The organism is Massilia sp. Root351 (genome assembly GCF_001425045.1).
Lineage (GTDB): Bacteria > Pseudomonadota > Gammaproteobacteria > Burkholderiales > Burkholderiaceae_D > Rugamonas.
The window spans coordinates 354,768-372,049 of record NZ_LMDJ01000032.1 but is presented as its reverse complement, the minus strand read 5'-3'; the positions used below and the strand labels follow the sequence as shown (position 1 = coordinate 372,049).

The window sequence follows — 17,282 nt, the reverse complement described above, 5'->3', positions numbered from 1 at the left end:
GGCATCATTGTAGCCAAGCTTTCAGCGGTTTTTCTGTCCGCTTCCGCACATAGCCGGCCTAGGCGGGCTCAACGAACTCGGCCATGAAAGTCTTGGTGGTGTTTTCCGGAAATTCGATGGTGACCTGGTCGCCCGCCACGGACAGCACGGTGCCCACGTCGAACCTGGGCACCCGGACGCGGCTGCCGACGGCAAAGACCGCCTGCACGGCGCCGGGCTCGGGCGCGGCGGCGAACTGTTCTCCTGGTTCAAGTTCGACCTGCGGCGGCGCCTGGCAATTGTCGCAGCAGCCGCACCGCTCGAAGCCCGGCGCGGTGTCGCCGAAATAGTCGAGCAGCAGCTTCCAGCGGCAGTAGCCGCTTTGCGCGTAGCCGACCATCAGCTCCAGCGCCTCGCGGTCGCGCTGCTGCTTCTCGCTCTGCTGGTGACTCTTGACGAGGAAGAACTGCTGCAGCCGCTTGTCGTGCTGGAAGTACAGCAGCGTGCAATCGGCAGGCTCGCCATCGCGCCCGGCACGGCCCGACTCCTGGTAATAGGCTTCGAGGCTGGCAGGCACCTGCAGGTGCAGCACGAAGCGCACGTCGGCCTTGTCGATGCCCATGCCGAAGGCGTTGGTGGCCACCATCACGCGCCGCTCGCCTTGCATGAACTGCTCCTGGCTGTCCCTGCGCTGCTGCGCCGGCAGCCGGCCGTGATACAGCGCCACGCTCTCGCCGGCCGCATCCAGCAGCGCATGCAGTGTCTCGGCCGCCTTCACCGTGGCGGTGTAGACGATGCCCGAACCGCGCGCGCGCTGCACCTGCGCCAGCGCCTGCTCCAGCTGCTCGTCCGGGTTGGTGATCTGCAGCACGCTATAGTGCAGATTCGGGCGGTAGATGCCGGTATTGATGACGTTCAAGTTCTTTACGCCCAGCTGCCCGGCCAGGTCGTCCACCACCTCGCTGGTGGCGGTGGCCGTCAGCGCCAGCACCGGCGGCCGTCCCAGCGCCTTCACCGCCGCGCCGAGCTCGAGATAGGCCGGGCGGAAATCATGGCCCCACTGCGACACGCAGTGGGCCTCGTCGATGACGATCAGGTCGATGTCGGTCGCTTGCAGCAACGCCCGGAACTCCGGCGTGGCCAGGCGTTCCGGCGTGCAGAACACGATGTCGCTGCTGCGCGCGCGGATGCTGGCCAGCGCTTCGAGCTCCTCCTCGCGCGGCAGGCTGCTGTTGACCTGTGCGGCGCGGATGCCGATCTCTTCCAGCTTGTCGAGCTGGTCCTGCATCAGCGAAATGAGCGGCGACACCACCACCGTGGTGCCGGGCAGGATGGACGCGGGAATCTGGTAGCACAGCGACTTGCCGCTGCCGGTGGGCATGACGGCCAAGGTGTTGCGGCCCTCCAGCACGCTGTCGATGACCTCGCGCTGGCCCGGGCGCAATTGCTCCACGCCGAACACGCGGCGCAGCAGGCGGCCGATCAGCCGTGTGCGCGCTGCGGCGGCCTGCCTGGCGCGCTTTTTCTGCGCAGCGGTTTTGCTGCTGGTAACCATAGGCACCGCCTCCCTGTCGTTACCAGCACTGTACGCGCCGGATGAGGCGGGCGCCATAGGAGCAGGCCTACCGTCACCGTAGGAGGACGGCGGAAACGCTAGGAATTGTCGAGGGCCGCTTTCAGTTCCATCAGGTCGTAGGGCTTGCGCAGCACGCTGGCCTCGAACTCCAGCTGCTCGAGCGATTCCTTGCCGTAGCCGGTGGAAAAGATGATGCGGGTGCGCTGGCCGGCCGCCAGCATGCGCCGCGCCAGGTCGATGCCGGACATGCCGGGCAGGCTGATATCGGTAAACAGGATGTCGAACTGCTGCGCCTGCATCAGCTCCCAGGCCCGTTCGCCGTCGCATACGCCGCTGACGGTGTGACCCAGCATGCCGATCAGCTCGCACACCATCTGCTGCGAATCGAGGTTGTCCTCCACCACCAGGATGCGCAGCGAGCTGTTGCGCGCGATGGCCGGCGGCGGCGGCAGCAGATCGTTGGCGTGCTCCTGCTTGTGCTGCCGCGCCAGCTTTTCCTGGCTGCGGTTGTTGAACACGTGGCGCAGCTTGCGCGCCAGTTCGTCGCGCCGGTAGGGCTTGCTCAGCAGTTCCAGCCCGGCGTCCAGGCGGCCGCCGTGCACGATGGCGTTCTGCGGATAGCCGGAGGTAAACAGCACCGCGATGTCGGGCTGGATGCCGCGCGCGGCCAAGGCCAGGTCCGGGCTGCGCAAGGCGCCCGGCATCACCACGTCGGTAAACAGCAGGTCCACCGGCTCGCGCTCGAGCACCGCCAGCGCCTGCTCGCCGTTCTCGGCCTGCAGCAAGCGGTAGCCCAGGCCGCCCAGCATGTCCAGCACCACCGCGCGCACGCCGGGGTCGTCCTCCACCACCAGCACGGTTTCGTCGCCGCCCACGGCCGGGCCGCTCAGGCCGGGCAATTCCTGAGTCTCGTCGGTGAGCGAGCGCGGCAGATAAATCTTGACGCTGGTGCCTTCGCCCGGCTCGCTGTAGATCTTGATGTGGCCCTTGCTCTGCTTGACGAAGCCGTAGGCCATCGACAAGCCCAGGCCGGTGCCCTCGCCTTCCGGCTTGGTGGTGAAAAAGGGCTCGAACGCACGCCGCAGCACCTCGGGCGGCATGCCGCTGCCAGTGTCGGTGACGGACAGCATCACGTACTGGCCGGACGGCACGTCCAGCAGGTTGTTCACGTAGTACTCGTCCAGCATGGCGTTGCCCACCTCGATAGTGAGCTTGCCGCCGCCGCGCATGGCGTCGCGCGCGTTGATGGCCAGGTTCAGCACCACGTTTTCGATCTGGCCCGGATCCACCAGCGTGTTCCACAGGCCGCTGCCGATCACCGTGGCCACCTCCACCGTTTCCCCCAGCGTGCGGCGCAGCAGCTCGTCCATATTGTCGACCAGGCGGCCCAGGTTGGACACCACCGGCTGTAGCGGCTGGCGGCGCGCGAAGGCCAGCAGTTGCGAGGACAGCTTGGCGCCCCGTTCCACCGCCGCGATGGCCATGCTCAGGCGCTTGCGGGCCGGGCTCGCTTCGGCTACATCCTGCTGCAGCAGGTGCAGGTTGCCGTAGATGATTTGCAGCACATTGTTGAAGTCGTGCGCCACGCCGCCGGTCAGCTGGCCCACCGCCTCCATCTTCTGCGACTGGCGCAGCGCTTCTTCGGCCTTGTCGCGCTCGGCGATCTCGCGGCCCACGCGCTGTTCCAGCGTATCGTTCAGGTCGCGCAGCGCCAACTCGATGCGGCGCCGCTCGGTGATATCGGTCTTGACCGCGATCAGCGCCAGCGGCTGGCCGGCCTCGTCGTCCAGGCGGCTCATGCTGCTGGAGATCCAGACCCAGTCGCCGTCCGGTTTCAGGTAGCGTTTTTCCAGGGTGAACGGCGTGCCGCTGGCCAGCAGGCGCGCCACGCGGGCGCGGTTCTCGGCCATGTCGTGCGGGTGGATGATGTCATCCATGTGCAGGCCCAGCATCTCTTCTTCGCTGCGCCCCATCATCTGGCACAGCGCACCGTTGACGCGCCGGAAGCGCCCGCTCAGATCCAGCTCGGACAGGCCCACCGAGGCCTGGCCGAAAATCGCGGCCAGCCGGTCCTGGCTCACGCGCAGCGCCTGCTCCATCTGCTTGCGCAGGGTCACGTCGAAGGTCACGCCCACGTAGCGGCGCTGCTCGGGCGTGGCGCCTTCCACGGCTTCGCCCTGGCGCGCCAGCCAGCGCTGCTCGCCCGTGTCCGGGCGGCGCACGCGGTATTCGGTGTAGGCCAGCGGATTGAACTGCGCCATGCGCTCGACGCCAAGCACCGCGCGGTCGCGCTCGTCAACCAGGCTGATCAGGTATTCCGCCGTCACCTGCTGGTCGTCGGGCAAGCCCCACAAGCGGCGGAACGTGGTCGAGACGATCATCTCGCCGCTGGCGGGGAACCATTCGAAGCTGCCGATGCCGCCGGCTTCCTGCGCCATGCGCAGGCGCTCCTCGGTGGCGGCGCTGGCGGCCTTGTCGCGCTCAAGCTGCAGGCGCTGCTGCACCTGGGACGTCACGTCGCTGACCGTGCACAGTACACCGCCCACCTCGCCGCAGCTGTCGCGCACCGGCGTGTAGTACATGTCGAACCAGACCTGCTCGGGCGCGCCGTTGCGCAGCAGGGTCATCGGCGCCTCCCGCACGCTGCGCACCTCGCCGCGGAAGCCGGCCGCCAGGATTTCGCGGTTCCAGTCCCAGATTTCCGGCCACGACGCCGGCACGGTGGCGCCCAGGATGGCCGGATGGCGCGCGCCGGCAATGACGGCGTAAGCGTCGTTGTAGATCATCACGTGTTCCGGCCCCCACATCAGCACCATCGCGACCGGGGTGTTGAGCAGGATGTCGACCGTGGTGCGCAGCGCCGGCGTCCAGCCGGCCATGGGGCCGAGCGCGGTGGCGCCCCAGTCGAGGTCGCGCACCAGCTGGCCGGTGGCGCCGCCGCCGTGCGGCTGATAGCTGTGCGGCTGTTGGCCGTGCGGCTGATGGCTGTGCGGCAACTGGCCTGGGAACTGGGGGCTGGGCGAATTCATGCGGACTGCTGCTCCTGCGGATTCAGTGGGCTGTGCGGCTGGCGCGGCATGGTCACGGTAAAGACCGTGCCCTGCGCAGTATCGGACTGTACCGCAATGTCGCCGCCGTGGGCGCGCGCAAACATGCGCGCCGTATACAGGCCCAGACCCAGGCCCTGGCCGGTTTTGCGGCTGTCGCAGCCCTGCTGGTAGGGCTCGAACAGGCAGCCCAGCTGCGGTGCCGGGATCACGCCCTGGTTCGCCACGCGGATGGCCACCTGCCCGCCGGCGCCGCCATCGATGGCCACCCGCACGCGCTGCCCGGCCTCCCCGTGCAGCAGTGCATTGCCCACTAGGTTGGACAGGATTTGCGACACCATGCCGGCGTCGCACTGGCCGAGGGTGTCGCCGCTGGACGCCAGGTCGATGCGCTGCGCCTGGTCGGCGGCATGGAATTCGTCCGCAATCGCGCGGCACAGCTCGGCGTAGTCCGCAGCGGCCAGGCGCAGCGGCATGTCGCCCGAGCGGATGCGCGCCAGGTCCAGCAGCTGGTCCACCATGTGGGCCATGCGCCGCGCGCTGCTCTGGATGCGCTGCGCGGTAACCGCCACTTTCGGGTGGTCCGTCATCATCGGCAGCAGCATGGCGCCGTTCATCACCACCGACAGCGGGGTGCGCAAGTCGTGTCCCAGCACGGCGGTAAACAGCTCGTTCAGGTGCAGCGCGTGCTGCAGCTCCTTCAGCTGGGCCGACAGCTGCTGCTTTTGCTGGTGCAGTTCGACAAATACCTTGACCTTGCTGACCAGGGCCTTGCTGTCGATGGGCTTGAACATGAAGTCGACCGCGCCCGCCTCGTAGCCCCGGAAGCTGTAGCTCGGTTCGCGCGTGGCGGCGGTCAGGAAAATCAGCGGAATGCTGCGGGTGCGCTCGCTGCCGCGTATCAGCTCTGCCAGCTCGAAGCCGTCCATGTTCGGCATCTGCACGTCGATCAGCGCCAGCGCCACCTCGTGCACCAGCAACAATTCCAGCGCTTCGGCGCCGGACGCGGCCTTGAGCAGGCGCAAACCGGGCCGGGCCAGCAAGGCTTCGACCGCCGCCAGGTTTTGCTGGATGTCATCCACGACAAGGATATTGATAGCGGCAGTCACAACGGCATTCGGTGGGTGGGTAAAATTTGTTCCATATTACCAATTTTTGCCATGCCGCCGCGCATGGTTGGGCAAACATGGCGGCAGCGGCGTAAGATACTGCCCTCAGCCATCCCATTTTTCGCAACATTATGACTTTTACCATTAGCGACGCCGCCTACGGCACCGACACCCCGGAAGCCAAGCGTGCCATGTACGCCGACCTGCGTTCCCAGCTGCAAGGCCTGCTGGCCGGCGAAACCGATGTGATCGCCAACACGGCCAACTTCAGCTCGCTGGTCTTCAACACCATGCCGGGGCTGAACTGGGCCGGCTTCTATTTCCTCAAGGGGGACGAACTGGTGCTGGGGCCGTTCCAGGGCAAGCCTGCCTGCATCCGCATCAAGAAGGGACGCGGCGTATGCGGCAGCACCGTGGAAAAAGGCGAGCCCATCGTGGTGGCGGACGTGCACGCCTTCCCCGGCCACATCGCCTGCGACGCCAATTCGCGTTCCGAGCTGGTGGTGCCGGTGTTCGCCCACGGCGCCACCTACGGCGTGTTCGACCTGGACAGCCCGCTGCCGGACCGCTTCGACGAAGTCGATTCGGAGGGCATCCAGTCCCTGGTGCGCCTGCTCGAAGCCAGCCTGCCCGCCTGAACGCGCCTGACCGGCGCAGGCTTACACCAGCAGCGCCGCGCTCATGGAGCGGGCTTCTTCGGCGGATTCGAGCAGGATCTCGTCAATTTGCGTATTGCCGACCAGGTAGGCGTCCACCGCTGCGGTGCGCGCCAGCACGGTATCGTCGGCCAGCGGCAGCGGGGAACGCAGCGGCGCCAGGCGCTTGGCCAGCAGCAGCGTGTCGCGCAGCCCGCTCGGGGGAATCGAGATGGCGCCGCCGCGCAGCGAAGCGATCGCCACTGTCACCGGCTCCGGCACCATCAGCTTGGACAGCAGTTCGCGCGTGACGATCTCGTGCAGCGCGCCGATGCTGGCGTCCGGATCTTCCAGCAAGCCCGGCAAATCGTCGGCGCGCGACAGCAGGTAAAAGCCGCCGACTTCGTGCATGATGCCAGCAAACAAAGCCGTGTCGGGATCGACCCGGGTCAGGTGCCGCGCCAGCAGATGCGACAGCGACGCGACATGGGCGCAATGCTTCCACAACTGGTCGGCCTTGTAACGCAACTGGGGATCGCGGATGCGCGCGCCGAACTGGCGCACCACCATGGCCGCCGCCAGCGAATAGAGATTACGGTACCCCACCCGCACCACCGCGCCGCGCGCGCTGGTCACCACCGGACCGCCCAGGCGGCTGAACACGGCCGAATTGGCCAGCGCCACCGCGCGCGCGGCCAGCACCGGCTCGGCCAGCACCTTGCGGATCGCGTCTTCCACGTGGCAATCGGGATCGGCCAGCGCCTGCTGCAATTGCAGGGCCGCGTTCACGCTGGTGGGGAACACCAGCTGGCCGCGCCGCGCTTCGGCCACGATCTGGGCGTAATCTCTGAGTTTTTCCATCTATAAATTATACAGGCGCGCAGCACTTGGGCGTAGCCTGTTCTACTACGCCCCTGCCCGGCTTGCTCAGCGCTTGACGGCGGCCAGGATCACCTCGGCAACCTGCTTGGGCTGCGACACCATCGGCACGTGGCTGGTCTGCACGGTGGTGGTGACGGCTTTGATCCTCTTGGCGAAGTCACGCTGCAGGCCGGGGTCGATCATGCGTTCCTTGCCGGCCACGATGTAGTAGTTCGGCTTGGTTTTCCACGCTGCCACCGTCACCGGCTCGGCGAAGTTCCTGGCCGGGAACAGGCCCTGTGTGGCGGCCCAGCACGCTGGTGGTGGCGGCCGGCACATGCTGGGCGAAATTGGCGGCGTACGATGCCCCCGGCGGGCTCACGAAGCCGGCAGGGCCTTCCTGCAGGGTCGGCACGCCGGCCGGCGTCGGGTAGTTCTTGCCGCTCGACGCCAGCGCCTCGCCTTCCGACAGCGCAAACGCGGCCACGCACACCAGCGCCTTGACCTTGTCGCTGGCGCCGGCTTGCGTGACGACCGCGCCGCCCCAGGAGTGCCCCACCAGCACCACTTTACCGGCCTGTGCGTCGATCACGCGCTGCGCGGCCACCACGTCGTCCGCCAGCGAGGACAGCGAGGACAGCGATTGTGCTTAATAGTTAGTTCACCATATTTGTGATGGCTGGCTTCCCGAACTCGCCTCCATGGCTAACCGTGGCCGCCACAAGGTACAAGGCAGACTGCAGGTCGTGCTCACTCACCTGCTCAAGGGCGCAGCTGGCTGGCAGCCTTGCTGGAGCAACGGCACGAAATCAGGCGCCTCATCGCCAGCAGTCCCAGCCTGCGCAATGTGGTGAACGAAAAAACGGATCAATGCTACCAATACGCGCGGCGCATGGCAGCCACCGAGACAGGCCTGGCGGCCGCCATGTCCCGCCGCACTCGCCGTACAGCGCCGAACCGGTACTGGATGAGGATTTTCTGCCCTAGCCCGTGCCCACCAGCGTGTATTCCACGCAACCGTCCTGGCGGCAGAAGCTCACCAGCTTAAGCCCGGCCTGCTCGGCAATGTCGATGGCCAGCGAGCTGGGCGCCGAGATGGTCGCCAGCATGGGGATGCCCATGCGCGCTGCCTTGCGCGCCAGTTCATAGCTGGCGCGGCTGGACATGAAGACGAAGCCGTCCCGCATATCGCGCCCCTGCAGGGCCAGCGCGCCGATCAGCTTGTCCAGCGCGTTGTGCCGTCCGACGTCCTCGAACACGGACGCGATGGCGCCGTCCGGCGTGCACCACGCCGCCGCGTGCACGCCGCCGGTGGCGCGCATCAGCGCCTGGTGCCGCCCCAGTTCGCGCGCCGCCGCCGCCACTGCCGGCGCCACGTCGCGCCCCCGCCACGGCGCCGCCACCGGTTCCGGCGCCAGATCCAGCATGGCCAGGCTTTCGATGCCGCACACGCCGCAACCGCTGCGTCCGGCCATGGCGCGCCGCTTCTCCTTCATCTGCATGAAATGCTGTTGCGCCACCGACAGCGCCACCTCGTAGCCCGCGCCGTGCCGCTGTACCTCGATGCCGTAGATGTCCGACCGCGCCGCCACCACGCCCTCCGTCAGCACGAAGCCGGCGGCGAACTCCTCCAGGTCGGCGGGTGTGGCCATCATCACCGCATGCGAGATACCGTTGATCACCAGCGCCACCGGCGCCTCCTGCGCCACGCTGTCGATGCCGAGGCCGCTGCCGCCGCCCCTGCGCCGCAGCACCTGGCGCCTCTCGCAGCCGCTGTCCGCCACGCAGTGCAGCACGGCGCTCGCTTCTTCCAGCATGGTGGCTCCTCGGTGTGTGGCGGAAAACCCATGGTAAGCGCGGCCGCACGGGCCGGACCGGTACAGTCGTTTGCGAACCGGACGGGTACAGTTATGATGCCGTATGCGTCTCACTCACCAGGACCCCATGCGCAAGACCGCCCTTCTCACGCTGTTGCTGCTTGCCGCCGCCGCCGATGCCTGCACCCTGCGGCTAGGCTACACCACGCAAAACGCCCTGCCCTACTACGCCGGCACGGACACCGTCCCCAAGGCGCCGGGCGCGATGGTCGAACTGATGCGGGAGATGGCCGCCAGCCAGGGCTGCACGATCAATCCCTTGCGCCTGCCGACCGCGCGCCTGCTGGGCGCACTGGAAGCGGGCCAGGTCGACGCGGTGGTCCTGACCACGCCGCCGGCCGACACGGGGCACATCGTGCTCCCCCTCGACAGGAACGGCAAGCCCGACGCCAGCCGCGGCCTGCCACAGTTCACCATGCTCTATGTGCGCGCATCGGACCGCGCGGCCGCCAACCAGAACCCGGCCCGCTTCCTGCGCGGTAAGCGGGTCGGCGTCACGCACGGGGTCTCGTTCGCAGCCGAGCTGCGCGAGGGCGGCATGCTGATCGACGACGGCGCCGCCAACGCCCGCCGCAACATGGACAAGCTCCGGCTGGGCAGGGTCGACGCGGTCGCCGTCTCGCTGAATGCGCCGGGCGACATGGACGACCTGCTGGCCAGGGATTTCGCCGGCGAGCTGGGCCGCCTGGACCGTCCCTACCGCACCCGCGCCCTCTGGCTGATGGTCAACCGCGGCTATTACGGCAAGCACAAGGCGGCGGTGGAAGGCATGTGGACCTGGCTGGGCGACACCGGCGGCAAACGCCTGCCGGGCCTGCTCAAGAAATACGAAGCGGTTCGCTAAGGCCCGATCTCCAGAGAGTAAGACTTCCAGCCGGACTTTGCTACCGTGAAGTAAAGGAGGTGCGACATGCTGGACTTGAAAGACGACCAGCTTATCTCCACGGCCAATCGGGACCGTCGCGAATTGAAAAGCGCTACCCGCCTCTGCGTTTCCAGCGCACACGCCATACGGCGCCGAGCAAGTGCTGGACGACGACTTGCTGCCCTGAACTACGGCCTCTCCTGGACTGCCAGTTGCAAGGGCAGCATGGCCGGCCCGATCAGCGCCAGCAGGCGCTCGGCGCCGATGCCGTCGCGGGCTTGCACGGACAGGCCGTGCAGGAGCGCCGCGTAATAATCTCCCAACGCTTGCGCATTGCTGCCTGTCTTTAGCTCTCCCTGCTCCCCGGCAAGGCGCAACCGGTCGACGATGGCCTGCGTGCGCGCGCGCCGGTGGCTGGCCAGCCAATCGGCCACGCCGGCATTGTCCGCGCTGGTGTTGGTGGCGGCCGTGACCACCATGCAGCCTTGCGGCTGGCCGCTGCGCGTGTACAGCAACACGGCCTGCTCCAGCATGCGGGCGATCGCGTCGCGCGCACCCAGCGGCTGGGCCAGCGCCAGTTCGGCGAATGCCCCCGCGCCGGTTTCATACAGTTCCACCGCCTCCCGGAACAGCTGCTCCTTGGAACCGAAAGCCGCGTAGATGCGCGCCGACGCTATCCCCAGCGCCGCCACCAGCTCGGCCATCGACACGCCCTCGTAGCCGCGCGTCCAGAACAGGTCGCGCGCTTTTTCCAGCGCCAGCGCGCGGTCGAATTCCCTCGGTCTTCCTGCCATTGTCCACCTCGAATTAATCACGGCGGCCAGTATAGCGCCTCGCCTGCGGTGAAGGACCGCTTGACCGCGCCAGGAATTTACCCTATTCTTTGTTGATCGACAAAGAATAGGAGCCGATATGAAAACCATCCATGGACCCAGCCTGCACCTGGCACAATTCGCCAGCGACCGCGCCCCCTTCAACAGCCTGCCCTCGATTGCCGCGTGGGCGGCGGGCATGGGCTTCAAGGCGCTGCAGATTCCCGCCTGGGACGCCCGCCTGTTCGACGTGGCACAAGCCGCGCACAGCCAGGCCTACTGCGACGAACTGACCGCCATGCTGGCGGGCCACGGCCTCGTCATCAGCGAACTGACCACCCATATCTTCGGCCAACTGGTGGCGGTCCATCCCGCCTACGACGCCATGTGCGACAGCTTCGCGCCGGCGGCGTTGCACGGCGAGCCGGAACAGCGCACGGCCTGGGCCGTCGAGCGCATCAAGCTGGCGGCCATGGCATCGAAACGCCTGGGCCTCGCCAATATGGGCACCTTCTCCGGCTCGTTCGCCTGGCCCTACCTGTTCCCCTTCCCGCAGCGCCCGGCGGGCCTGATCGAAACCGCCTTCGACGAACTGGCGCGGCGCTGGCTGCCCATCCTCGACGTGTGCGAGGAACAAGGCGTCAATCTGTGCTACGAGATCCACCCCAGCGAAGACCTGCATGACGGCGTCAGCTTCGAGATGTTCCACGAGCGCGTGGGCCGCCACCCGCGCTGCAAGATGCTGTTCGATCCCAGCCATTTCGTGCTGCAGCAGCTGAACTACCTCGACTTCATCGATATCTACCGGGACCATATCCGCATGTTCCATGTGAAGGACGCCGAGTTCAATCCCACCGGCCGGCAAGGCATCTACGGCGGCTACCAGTCCTGGGAAAACCGCGCCGGGCGCTTCCGCTCGCTGGGCGACGGCCAGGTGGACTTCAAGGCCATCTTCTCCAAGCTGGCGCAATACGACTACGCCGGCTGGGCCACGCTGGAATGGGAGTGCTGCCTGAAGGACCAGGAGGTGGGCGCGCGCGAAGGCGTGGCCTTCATCAATGCCCACATCATCCCCGTCACGGACATCGTGTTCGACGACTTCGCCGGCGCGCCGGTCAGCCAGGCCCAGATAGACGGCCTGCTGGGAATTCAACGCAACTAGACAGAAAGAAAGCCATGCACCACATCTCCCCAAGCGATCCCTCCTTCACGCACAGCTACGTCCGCATCGACGGACAACGCATCCATTGCGTCAGCTCTGGCCAGGGCACGCCGGTGCTGCTGATCCCGGGCTGGCCGCAAACCTGGTACGCCTGGCGCCACGTGATGGCGGCGCTGGCCGCGCAAGGCTACCTGGCCATCGCCGTCGATCCGCCCGGCAGCGGCCACTCGGACCGCCCGGCCGGCGGCTACGACACCGGCGCCGTGGCGTCCACCCTGCACCGCGCCATGCTGGCCCTGGGCCACGAGCGCTACGACGTGGCCGGCCACGACATCGGCATGTGGGTGGGCTACGCGCTGGCCAGCGACTTCCCGCAGGCGGTGCGCAAGCTGGCGCTGACCGAAGCGGTGATCCCCGGCCTGGCGCCCGCGCCGCCCATCTTCGTGGCGCCGGCCGACAATATCTTCCTTTGGCATTTCATGTTCAACCAGGTGCCCGACCTGCCCGAGATGCTCACCGCCGGCAAGGAACGCGAGTATCTGCGCTTTATCTTCGACAAATGGTCCTACCAGCGCGACAAGGTGGCCGTCGAGGAGTACACCGAGGCCTACGCCACGCCGGGCGCGCTGCGGGCCGGCTTCGCCTATTACCGCGCGATCCCGGAAACCATCCGCCAGAACCTGGAGCGGGCAGAGCGGCCCCTGCCCATGCCGGTGCTGGCCATCGGCGCCGACCACGCCACCAACGACGCTCCCCTGCTGACCATGCAGGGCAAGGCCGCGTTGTTGCAGGGTGCCATCGTGCCGGACTGCGGCCATTTCATCATGGAAGAGGCGCCGCAAGCCTTCCTCGGCCACCTGCTGCCCTTCCTGGCGGAATAAGCGGCACGAAAAACGCACGAAACTCGGCGCGACGTTGTGAAAGCGGTAAAATGTCGGCCTTATCGCGCCCTCGCGCGCAGCCACATCGAACCACGAAACAATGACCACCATCCCTAGCGAAATCAACGCCGCCGCCGTCAAGAACAGCCCTGCTGAAAAAGTGACGCCAATGATGCAGCAATATTTACGCATCAAGGCGGAATATCCGTCGATGCTGGTGTTCTACCGCATGGGCGACTTCTACGAGCTGTTCCACGAGGATGCGGAAAAAGCTTCGCGCGTGCTGGGCATTACGCTGACGGCGCGCGGCTCGTCCAATGGGGTGCCGATCAAGATGGCCGGCGTGCCCTTCCATTCGCTGGAAGGCTACCTGGCCAAGCTGGTCAAGATCGGCGAATCGTGCGCGATCTGCGAGCAGATCGGCGATCCGGCCACCAGCAAGGGTCCGGTCGAGCGCAAGGTGATGCGTGTGGTCACGCCCGGCACGCTGACCGATTCAGACCTGCTGCCCGAAAAGGCCGAGCGTCCGCTGCTGGCGCTGTGCATGATCAGCCAGCGCAAGGTGGTGACGGCGGGCCTGGCCTGGCTGTCGCTGGCCAGCGGGGCGCTGAAGCTGATGGAATTCTCCGGCGACAGCCGCACCGTGGCGGTCCGCATGCAGCAGGAACTGGAGCGCATCTCGCCGGCCGAGATTCTGCGCGGCGACGACGCCGAACTGTTCGAGGACGCCTTCAGCTGCCACGTGAACCGCGTGCCGGAGTGGCATTTCGACGTGGTGAGCGGGCACAAGGCGCTGCTGGAGCAGCTGAGCGTGGCCACCCTGACCGGCTTCGGCGCGGACAACCTGGGCGCCGCCTTCGGCGCGGCCGGTGCGCTGCTGCGCTATGCCCAGTCGACCCAGGGACGCGGCCTGCAGCACGTGCGCAGCCTGTCGACCGAGACCGAGTCCGAATTCATCGGCCTGGACGCGGCCACCCGCCGCAACCTGGAACTGACCGAGACCATCCGCGGCCAGGAGTCGCCCACCCTGTTCTCGCTGCTGGACCACTGCCGCACCGCCATGGGCTCGCGCCTGCTGCGCTACTGGCTGCACCACGCCAAGCGCGACCAGGGCGTGGCCCGTTCGCGCCACCAGGCCATCGCGGCGCTGGCGCAGAGCGATACCACCGGCATCCTGTCGCAAACCCTGGCGCAGGTGCCGGACATTGAACGCATCACCACGCGCATCGCGCTGCTGTCGGCGCGCCCGCGCGACCTGGCCAGCCTGCGCGACGGCCTGAGGCAGCTGCCGATGCTGCGCCACGCGATGGAACGCAGCGTGGGCCAGGACGCCGGCACGCTGCTCGGCGCCATTCACCATGCCCTGGCCACGCCGGACGATTGCGTGGACCTGCTGACGCGCGCGGTGATGGAAGAACCGGCCACCATGGTGCGCGACGGCGGCGTGATTGCGCGCGGCTTCGACGCCGACCTGGACGAACTGCGCGGCCTGTCCGAGAACGCGGGCCAGTACCTGGTGGACCTGGAAACGCGCGAACGCGCACGCACCGGCATCGCCAACCTGCGCGTGGAATACAACCGCGTGCACGGCTTCTACATCGAAGTGACCAACGGCCAGGCCACCAAGGTGCCGGACGACTACCGCCGCCGCCAGACGCTGAAGAACTGCGAGCGCTACATCACGCCGGAACTGAAGGCCTTCGAGGACAAGGCACTGTCGGCGCAGGACCGCGCCCTGGCGCGCGAGAAAATCCTGTACGACCAGCTGCTGGCCGACCTGGCCCCGTTCATCGGCGCCCTGCAGACCATCGCGCAGGCGCTGGCCCAGATCGACACGCTGACCGCCCTCGCCGGCCACGCGCTGCGCCATAACTGGTGCGCACCGGAGCTGGTGGCCGAGCCCTGCATCAATATCGTCGAAGGCCGACACCCGGTGGTGGAAGGCCAGATCGAGCGCTTCATCGCCAACGACTGCCGCTTCGTCAACGACCGCCGCCTGCTGCTGATCACCGGCCCGAACATGGGCGGTAAATCGACCTTTATGCGCCAGGTTGCGCTGATCACGCTGCTGGCCTACGTGGGCAGCTACGTGCCGGCCACCAGCGCGGTGATCGGCCCGATCGACCGCGTGTTCACCCGCATCGGCGCCACCGACGACCTGGCCGGCGGCCGTTCCACCTTCATGGTGGAGATGACGGAAGCGGCGGCCATCCTGAACGGCGCCAGCGACACGTCGCTGGTGCTGATGGATGAAATCGGCCGCGGCACCTCCACCTTCGACGGCCTGGCGCTGGCCTGGGCCATCGCGCGCCACCTGATCGACACCAGCCGCAGCTTCACGCTGTTCGCCACCCACTACTTCGAGCTGACGCAGCTGCCGGAAAGCCATCCGACCGCCGCCAACGTGCACCTGTCGGCGGTGGAGCACAAGGACACCATCGTGTTCCTGCACGCGGTGCAGAACGGCCCGGCCTCGCAGAGCTACGGCTTGCAGGTGGCGCAGCTGGCGGGCGTGCCGCAGCCGGTGATCAAGGCCGCGCGCAAGCACCTGGCGCGCCTGGAGGCGCAGGCGCTGGACGCCACGCCGCAGCTGGACCTGTTTGCCGCGCCCACCGCCGACGCCAATGACGACGAGGCGCCGCAGCCGCAAGGCGCGCAGCAGGCGCAAGCCCAGGCTGCGCAGTCGCCCGCCATGCGCGAGCTGCTCGACGCGCTGGACGGCCTCGATCCGGACGCGCTGACCCCGCGCGAAGCGCTAGAGCGCCTGTACCAGCTCAAGCGCCTCGCGGAGCCGGCGCTGGCATGATGCGGCGTGCCGCCCTGCTGCTGACGGCCTGCCTGGCCGCCATGCCCGCCCTCGCTTTCGCAGCGACGGGCAAGGCGGCAACGGGCAAGACCCCAGGCGGCGCAGCGGCGGCCAAAAACCCGCGCGCCTTCCAGTTCGGCGTGATAGGCCACGCTTTCAAGGCGGACGCCGACGAAGCGCTGCTCAAGCGCGCCATCTCGGAAGTGAGCCAGGAAAAGCCGGTGTTCATCGTGGCCACGGGCATCAAGTCGGCCAGCGAGCCCTGCAGCGACAAGCTGTATGCGCAGCGCAGGGAGGTGCTGGACGACGCGCCGCGCCCCATCATCGTGTCGCCGGCCGGCAGCGACTGGACCGCGTGCCGCAATTCGGCCGGACGCTCGAACGCCATCGAGCGGCTGAACCGCATCCGCGAAGTGTTTTATCCGAACAATCAATCGCTGGGCGTGCAGCCGCTCGCGCTGACACGGCTGTCGGCCACCGCCAAGTTCCGCAGCTACGCGGAGAACGCCTACTGGGAACATGGCCCGGTGCTGTTCGCCACGCTGAACCTGCCTGCCAAGAACAATCACTTCCTGCTCGAGGCCGGCCGCAACAGCGAGTTCGAGGACAGGCTGGTAGCCAACCGCGCCTGGCTGCACCGCCTGTTCGCCATGGCACAGCGGCGCGGCGTGGAAGGCATCGTGCTGTTTTCGGACGGCGACCTGGGCGCCCACGTGGAGGAAGGCTTCTCGCTGCTGGGCGGTTTCTCGGAAAAACAGGACGGCTTCACCCAAGTGCGCAAGCAGGTGCGCGCGCTGGCCGAGAAATTCAAAGGGAAGGTGCTGCTGATCGATAACCAGGGCGACACCAAGACGGCTCCGGCCATTACATGGCGCGGCAACCTGGGACACCTGGGACTGGGCGTGGAGTGGGAAGCGGTGCGGGTGCAACCGGGCGGCGCCGCGCTGTTTGCGCTGGTGGACGGCGGGGACGCCGCGCCGTAATGCTCGGCGGGTGACGCGCCAGGCGCCTCACCCGCCAGTGCTGCTTAGTGAATCGGGTGGGAGCGGAACTCGTCGCCCTCGTCGCCGTCATCTTCTTCGCCGTGGTGGTGGCCGTGGGCGCCGTGCACGTGCTCGTGCGCGATTTCCTCATCGGTAGCGGCGCGGACGTCCACCACTTCCAGTTCAAAGCGCAGGGCCATGCCGGCCAGTGGGTGGTTGCCGTCCAGGACAACTTTGTCGTCGGCGATTTCCGTCACGGTGAAAATCATGGCTTCTTCGTCGCCGTCGTCGCCATCCGGCATGCCTTCGAACTGCATGCCCACTTCCAGCGGTTCCGGCAGGCGGTTGCGCGGCTCCACTTTCACCAGCGCGGCGTCGTAGTCGCCGAATGCGTCTTCCGGTTCGATCTGCAGGGTGGTCGCGTAGCCGGTTTCTTTGCCGTCCAGTTCTTCTTCGATTTTCGGCAGGGTGTTCTCGTACCCGCCGTGCAGGTAGACCATAGGCTGGCGACCGTCTTCGATAAGGTTATTCTGCGCGTCGGACAGTTTGTAGTTCACGGTCACGACGGTATTCTTGGCGATCTTCATATGGCTTCCTTTCATATTTAAGCTGCCAGATTATACCCTGTAAGCCCTATAGGGCATGGAGTCCGCGCTTGCAAGCGCCGACCGTTCCGCTGGCGCGCGACA

Annotated in this window: 14 protein-coding genes and 2 pseudogenes; 7 read left to right on the top strand and 9 right to left on the bottom strand. The window is 67.2% G+C overall.

Annotated features, from left to right (window positions below; all coding sequences use genetic code 11):
• Positions 1-58 precede the first annotated feature (58 nt).
• The 3 genes from ASD15_RS24580 to ASD15_RS24570 all read right to left on the bottom strand — a co-directional run bounded on the left by ASD15_RS24580 (position 59) and on the right by ASD15_RS24570 (position 5,711).
• Entirely contained in the window at positions 59-1,534 is a 1,476-nt protein-coding gene (locus ASD15_RS24580; protein ID WP_057157665.1) for an ATP-dependent DNA helicase RecQ, read from the bottom strand.
• Positions 1,535-1,632: 98 nt separating this feature from the next.
• A complete protein-coding gene (locus ASD15_RS24575) occupies positions 1,633-4,584 on the bottom strand; it encodes a PAS domain S-box protein (protein ID WP_082552121.1) in 2,952 nt (983 codons plus the stop codon).
• On the bottom strand, positions 4,581-5,711 hold the full coding sequence (locus ASD15_RS24570) for a hybrid sensor histidine kinase/response regulator (RefSeq protein WP_057157663.1): 1,131 nt from the start codon (positions 5,709-5,711) through the stop codon (positions 4,581-4,583). The genes ASD15_RS24575 and ASD15_RS24570 overlap by 4 nt, the downstream gene beginning before the upstream one ends.
• Positions 5,712-5,842: 131 nt before the next feature.
• On the opposite strand from ASD15_RS24570, the gene ASD15_RS24565 reads away from it, so the two are divergent.
• Positions 5,843-6,349 carry a GAF domain-containing protein gene (locus ASD15_RS24565; protein ID WP_057157662.1) on the top strand — a complete coding sequence of 169 codons (507 nt, stop codon included), beginning with the start codon at positions 5,843-5,845 and terminating at the stop codon, positions 6,347-6,349.
• 21 nt (positions 6,350-6,370) lie between these two features.
• Here ASD15_RS24565 and ASD15_RS24560 read toward each other — a convergent pair whose 3' ends face one another.
• The 3 genes and pseudogenes from ASD15_RS24560 to ASD15_RS33900 form a co-directional block, all read right to left on the bottom strand.
• Positions 6,371-7,207 carry an HDOD domain-containing protein gene (locus ASD15_RS24560; RefSeq protein WP_057157661.1) on the bottom strand — a complete coding sequence of 279 codons (837 nt, stop codon included), beginning with the start codon at positions 7,205-7,207 and terminating at the stop codon, positions 6,371-6,373.
• 66 nt (positions 7,208-7,273) lie between these two features.
• Entirely contained in the window at positions 7,274-7,546 is a 273-nt protein-coding gene (locus ASD15_RS33905; RefSeq protein WP_373888200.1) for an alpha/beta fold hydrolase, read from the bottom strand.
• 124 nt (positions 7,547-7,670) lie between these two features.
• Positions 7,671-7,772, bottom strand: a pseudogene (locus ASD15_RS33900) (alpha/beta hydrolase); the annotation flags it as partial.
• A 207-nt stretch (positions 7,773-7,979) separates the two neighbouring features.
• On the opposite strand from ASD15_RS33900, the pseudogene ASD15_RS33895 reads away from it, so the two are divergent.
• Positions 7,980-8,255: pseudogene (locus tag ASD15_RS33895) on the top strand (DUF29 family protein); the annotation flags it as partial.
• Here ASD15_RS33895 and fdhD read toward each other — a convergent pair.
• Positions 8,191-9,024: a formate dehydrogenase accessory sulfurtransferase FdhD gene (gene fdhD / locus ASD15_RS24550; protein ID WP_082552119.1), complete on the bottom strand. Its 834-nt coding sequence runs from the start codon at positions 9,022-9,024 to the stop codon at positions 8,191-8,193. The pseudogene ASD15_RS33895 and the gene fdhD overlap by 65 nt on opposite strands.
• Before the next feature lie 103 nt (positions 9,025-9,127).
• Here fdhD and ASD15_RS24545 point away from each other — a divergent pair, with 103 nt between their 5' ends.
• Positions 9,128-9,928, top strand: a complete 801-nt coding sequence (locus ASD15_RS24545) for an ABC transporter substrate-binding protein (protein WP_157201135.1) — start codon at positions 9,128-9,130, stop codon at positions 9,926-9,928.
• A gap of 209 nt (positions 9,929-10,137) precedes the next feature.
• Here ASD15_RS24545 and ASD15_RS24540 read toward each other — a convergent pair whose 3' ends face one another.
• The gene (locus ASD15_RS24540) at positions 10,138-10,743 is read right to left on the bottom strand and encodes a TetR/AcrR family transcriptional regulator (protein ID WP_057157658.1); all 606 of its coding nucleotides are present in this window, start codon (positions 10,741-10,743) and stop codon (positions 10,138-10,140) included.
• 118 nt (positions 10,744-10,861) lie between these two features.
• Here ASD15_RS24540 and ASD15_RS24535 point away from each other — a divergent pair, with 118 nt between their 5' ends.
• From ASD15_RS24535 to ASD15_RS24520, 4 genes are all read left to right on the top strand, one after another.
• Positions 10,862-11,923 carry a sugar phosphate isomerase/epimerase gene (locus ASD15_RS24535; protein ID WP_057157657.1) on the top strand — a complete coding sequence of 354 codons (1,062 nt, stop codon included), beginning with the start codon at positions 10,862-10,864 and terminating at the stop codon, positions 11,921-11,923.
• 14 nt (positions 11,924-11,937) lie between these two features.
• Positions 11,938-12,804 carry an alpha/beta fold hydrolase gene (locus tag ASD15_RS24530; protein ID WP_057157656.1) on the top strand — a complete coding sequence of 289 codons (867 nt, stop codon included), beginning with the start codon at positions 11,938-11,940 and terminating at the stop codon, positions 12,802-12,804.
• Positions 12,805-12,904: 100 nt separating this feature from the next.
• Positions 12,905-15,610 (top strand): DNA mismatch repair protein MutS, encoded by a 2,706-nt coding sequence (gene mutS / locus ASD15_RS24525; RefSeq protein ID WP_057157655.1) that lies wholly within the window; start codon positions 12,905-12,907, stop codon positions 15,608-15,610.
• Complete coding sequence (locus tag ASD15_RS24520; RefSeq protein ID WP_057157654.1) at positions 15,607-16,593, top strand: hypothetical protein; 987 nt, start codon at positions 15,607-15,609, stop codon at positions 16,591-16,593. Before mutS ends, ASD15_RS24520 begins: the two co-directional genes overlap by 4 nt.
• A 44-nt stretch (positions 16,594-16,637) precedes the next feature.
• On the opposite strand, the gene ASD15_RS24515 is transcribed toward ASD15_RS24520, so the two are convergent.
• Complete coding sequence (locus tag ASD15_RS24515; protein ID WP_057157653.1) at positions 16,638-17,180, bottom strand: peptidylprolyl isomerase; 543 nt, start codon at positions 17,178-17,180, stop codon at positions 16,638-16,640.
• Between the last annotated feature and the right edge of the window lie 102 nt (positions 17,181-17,282).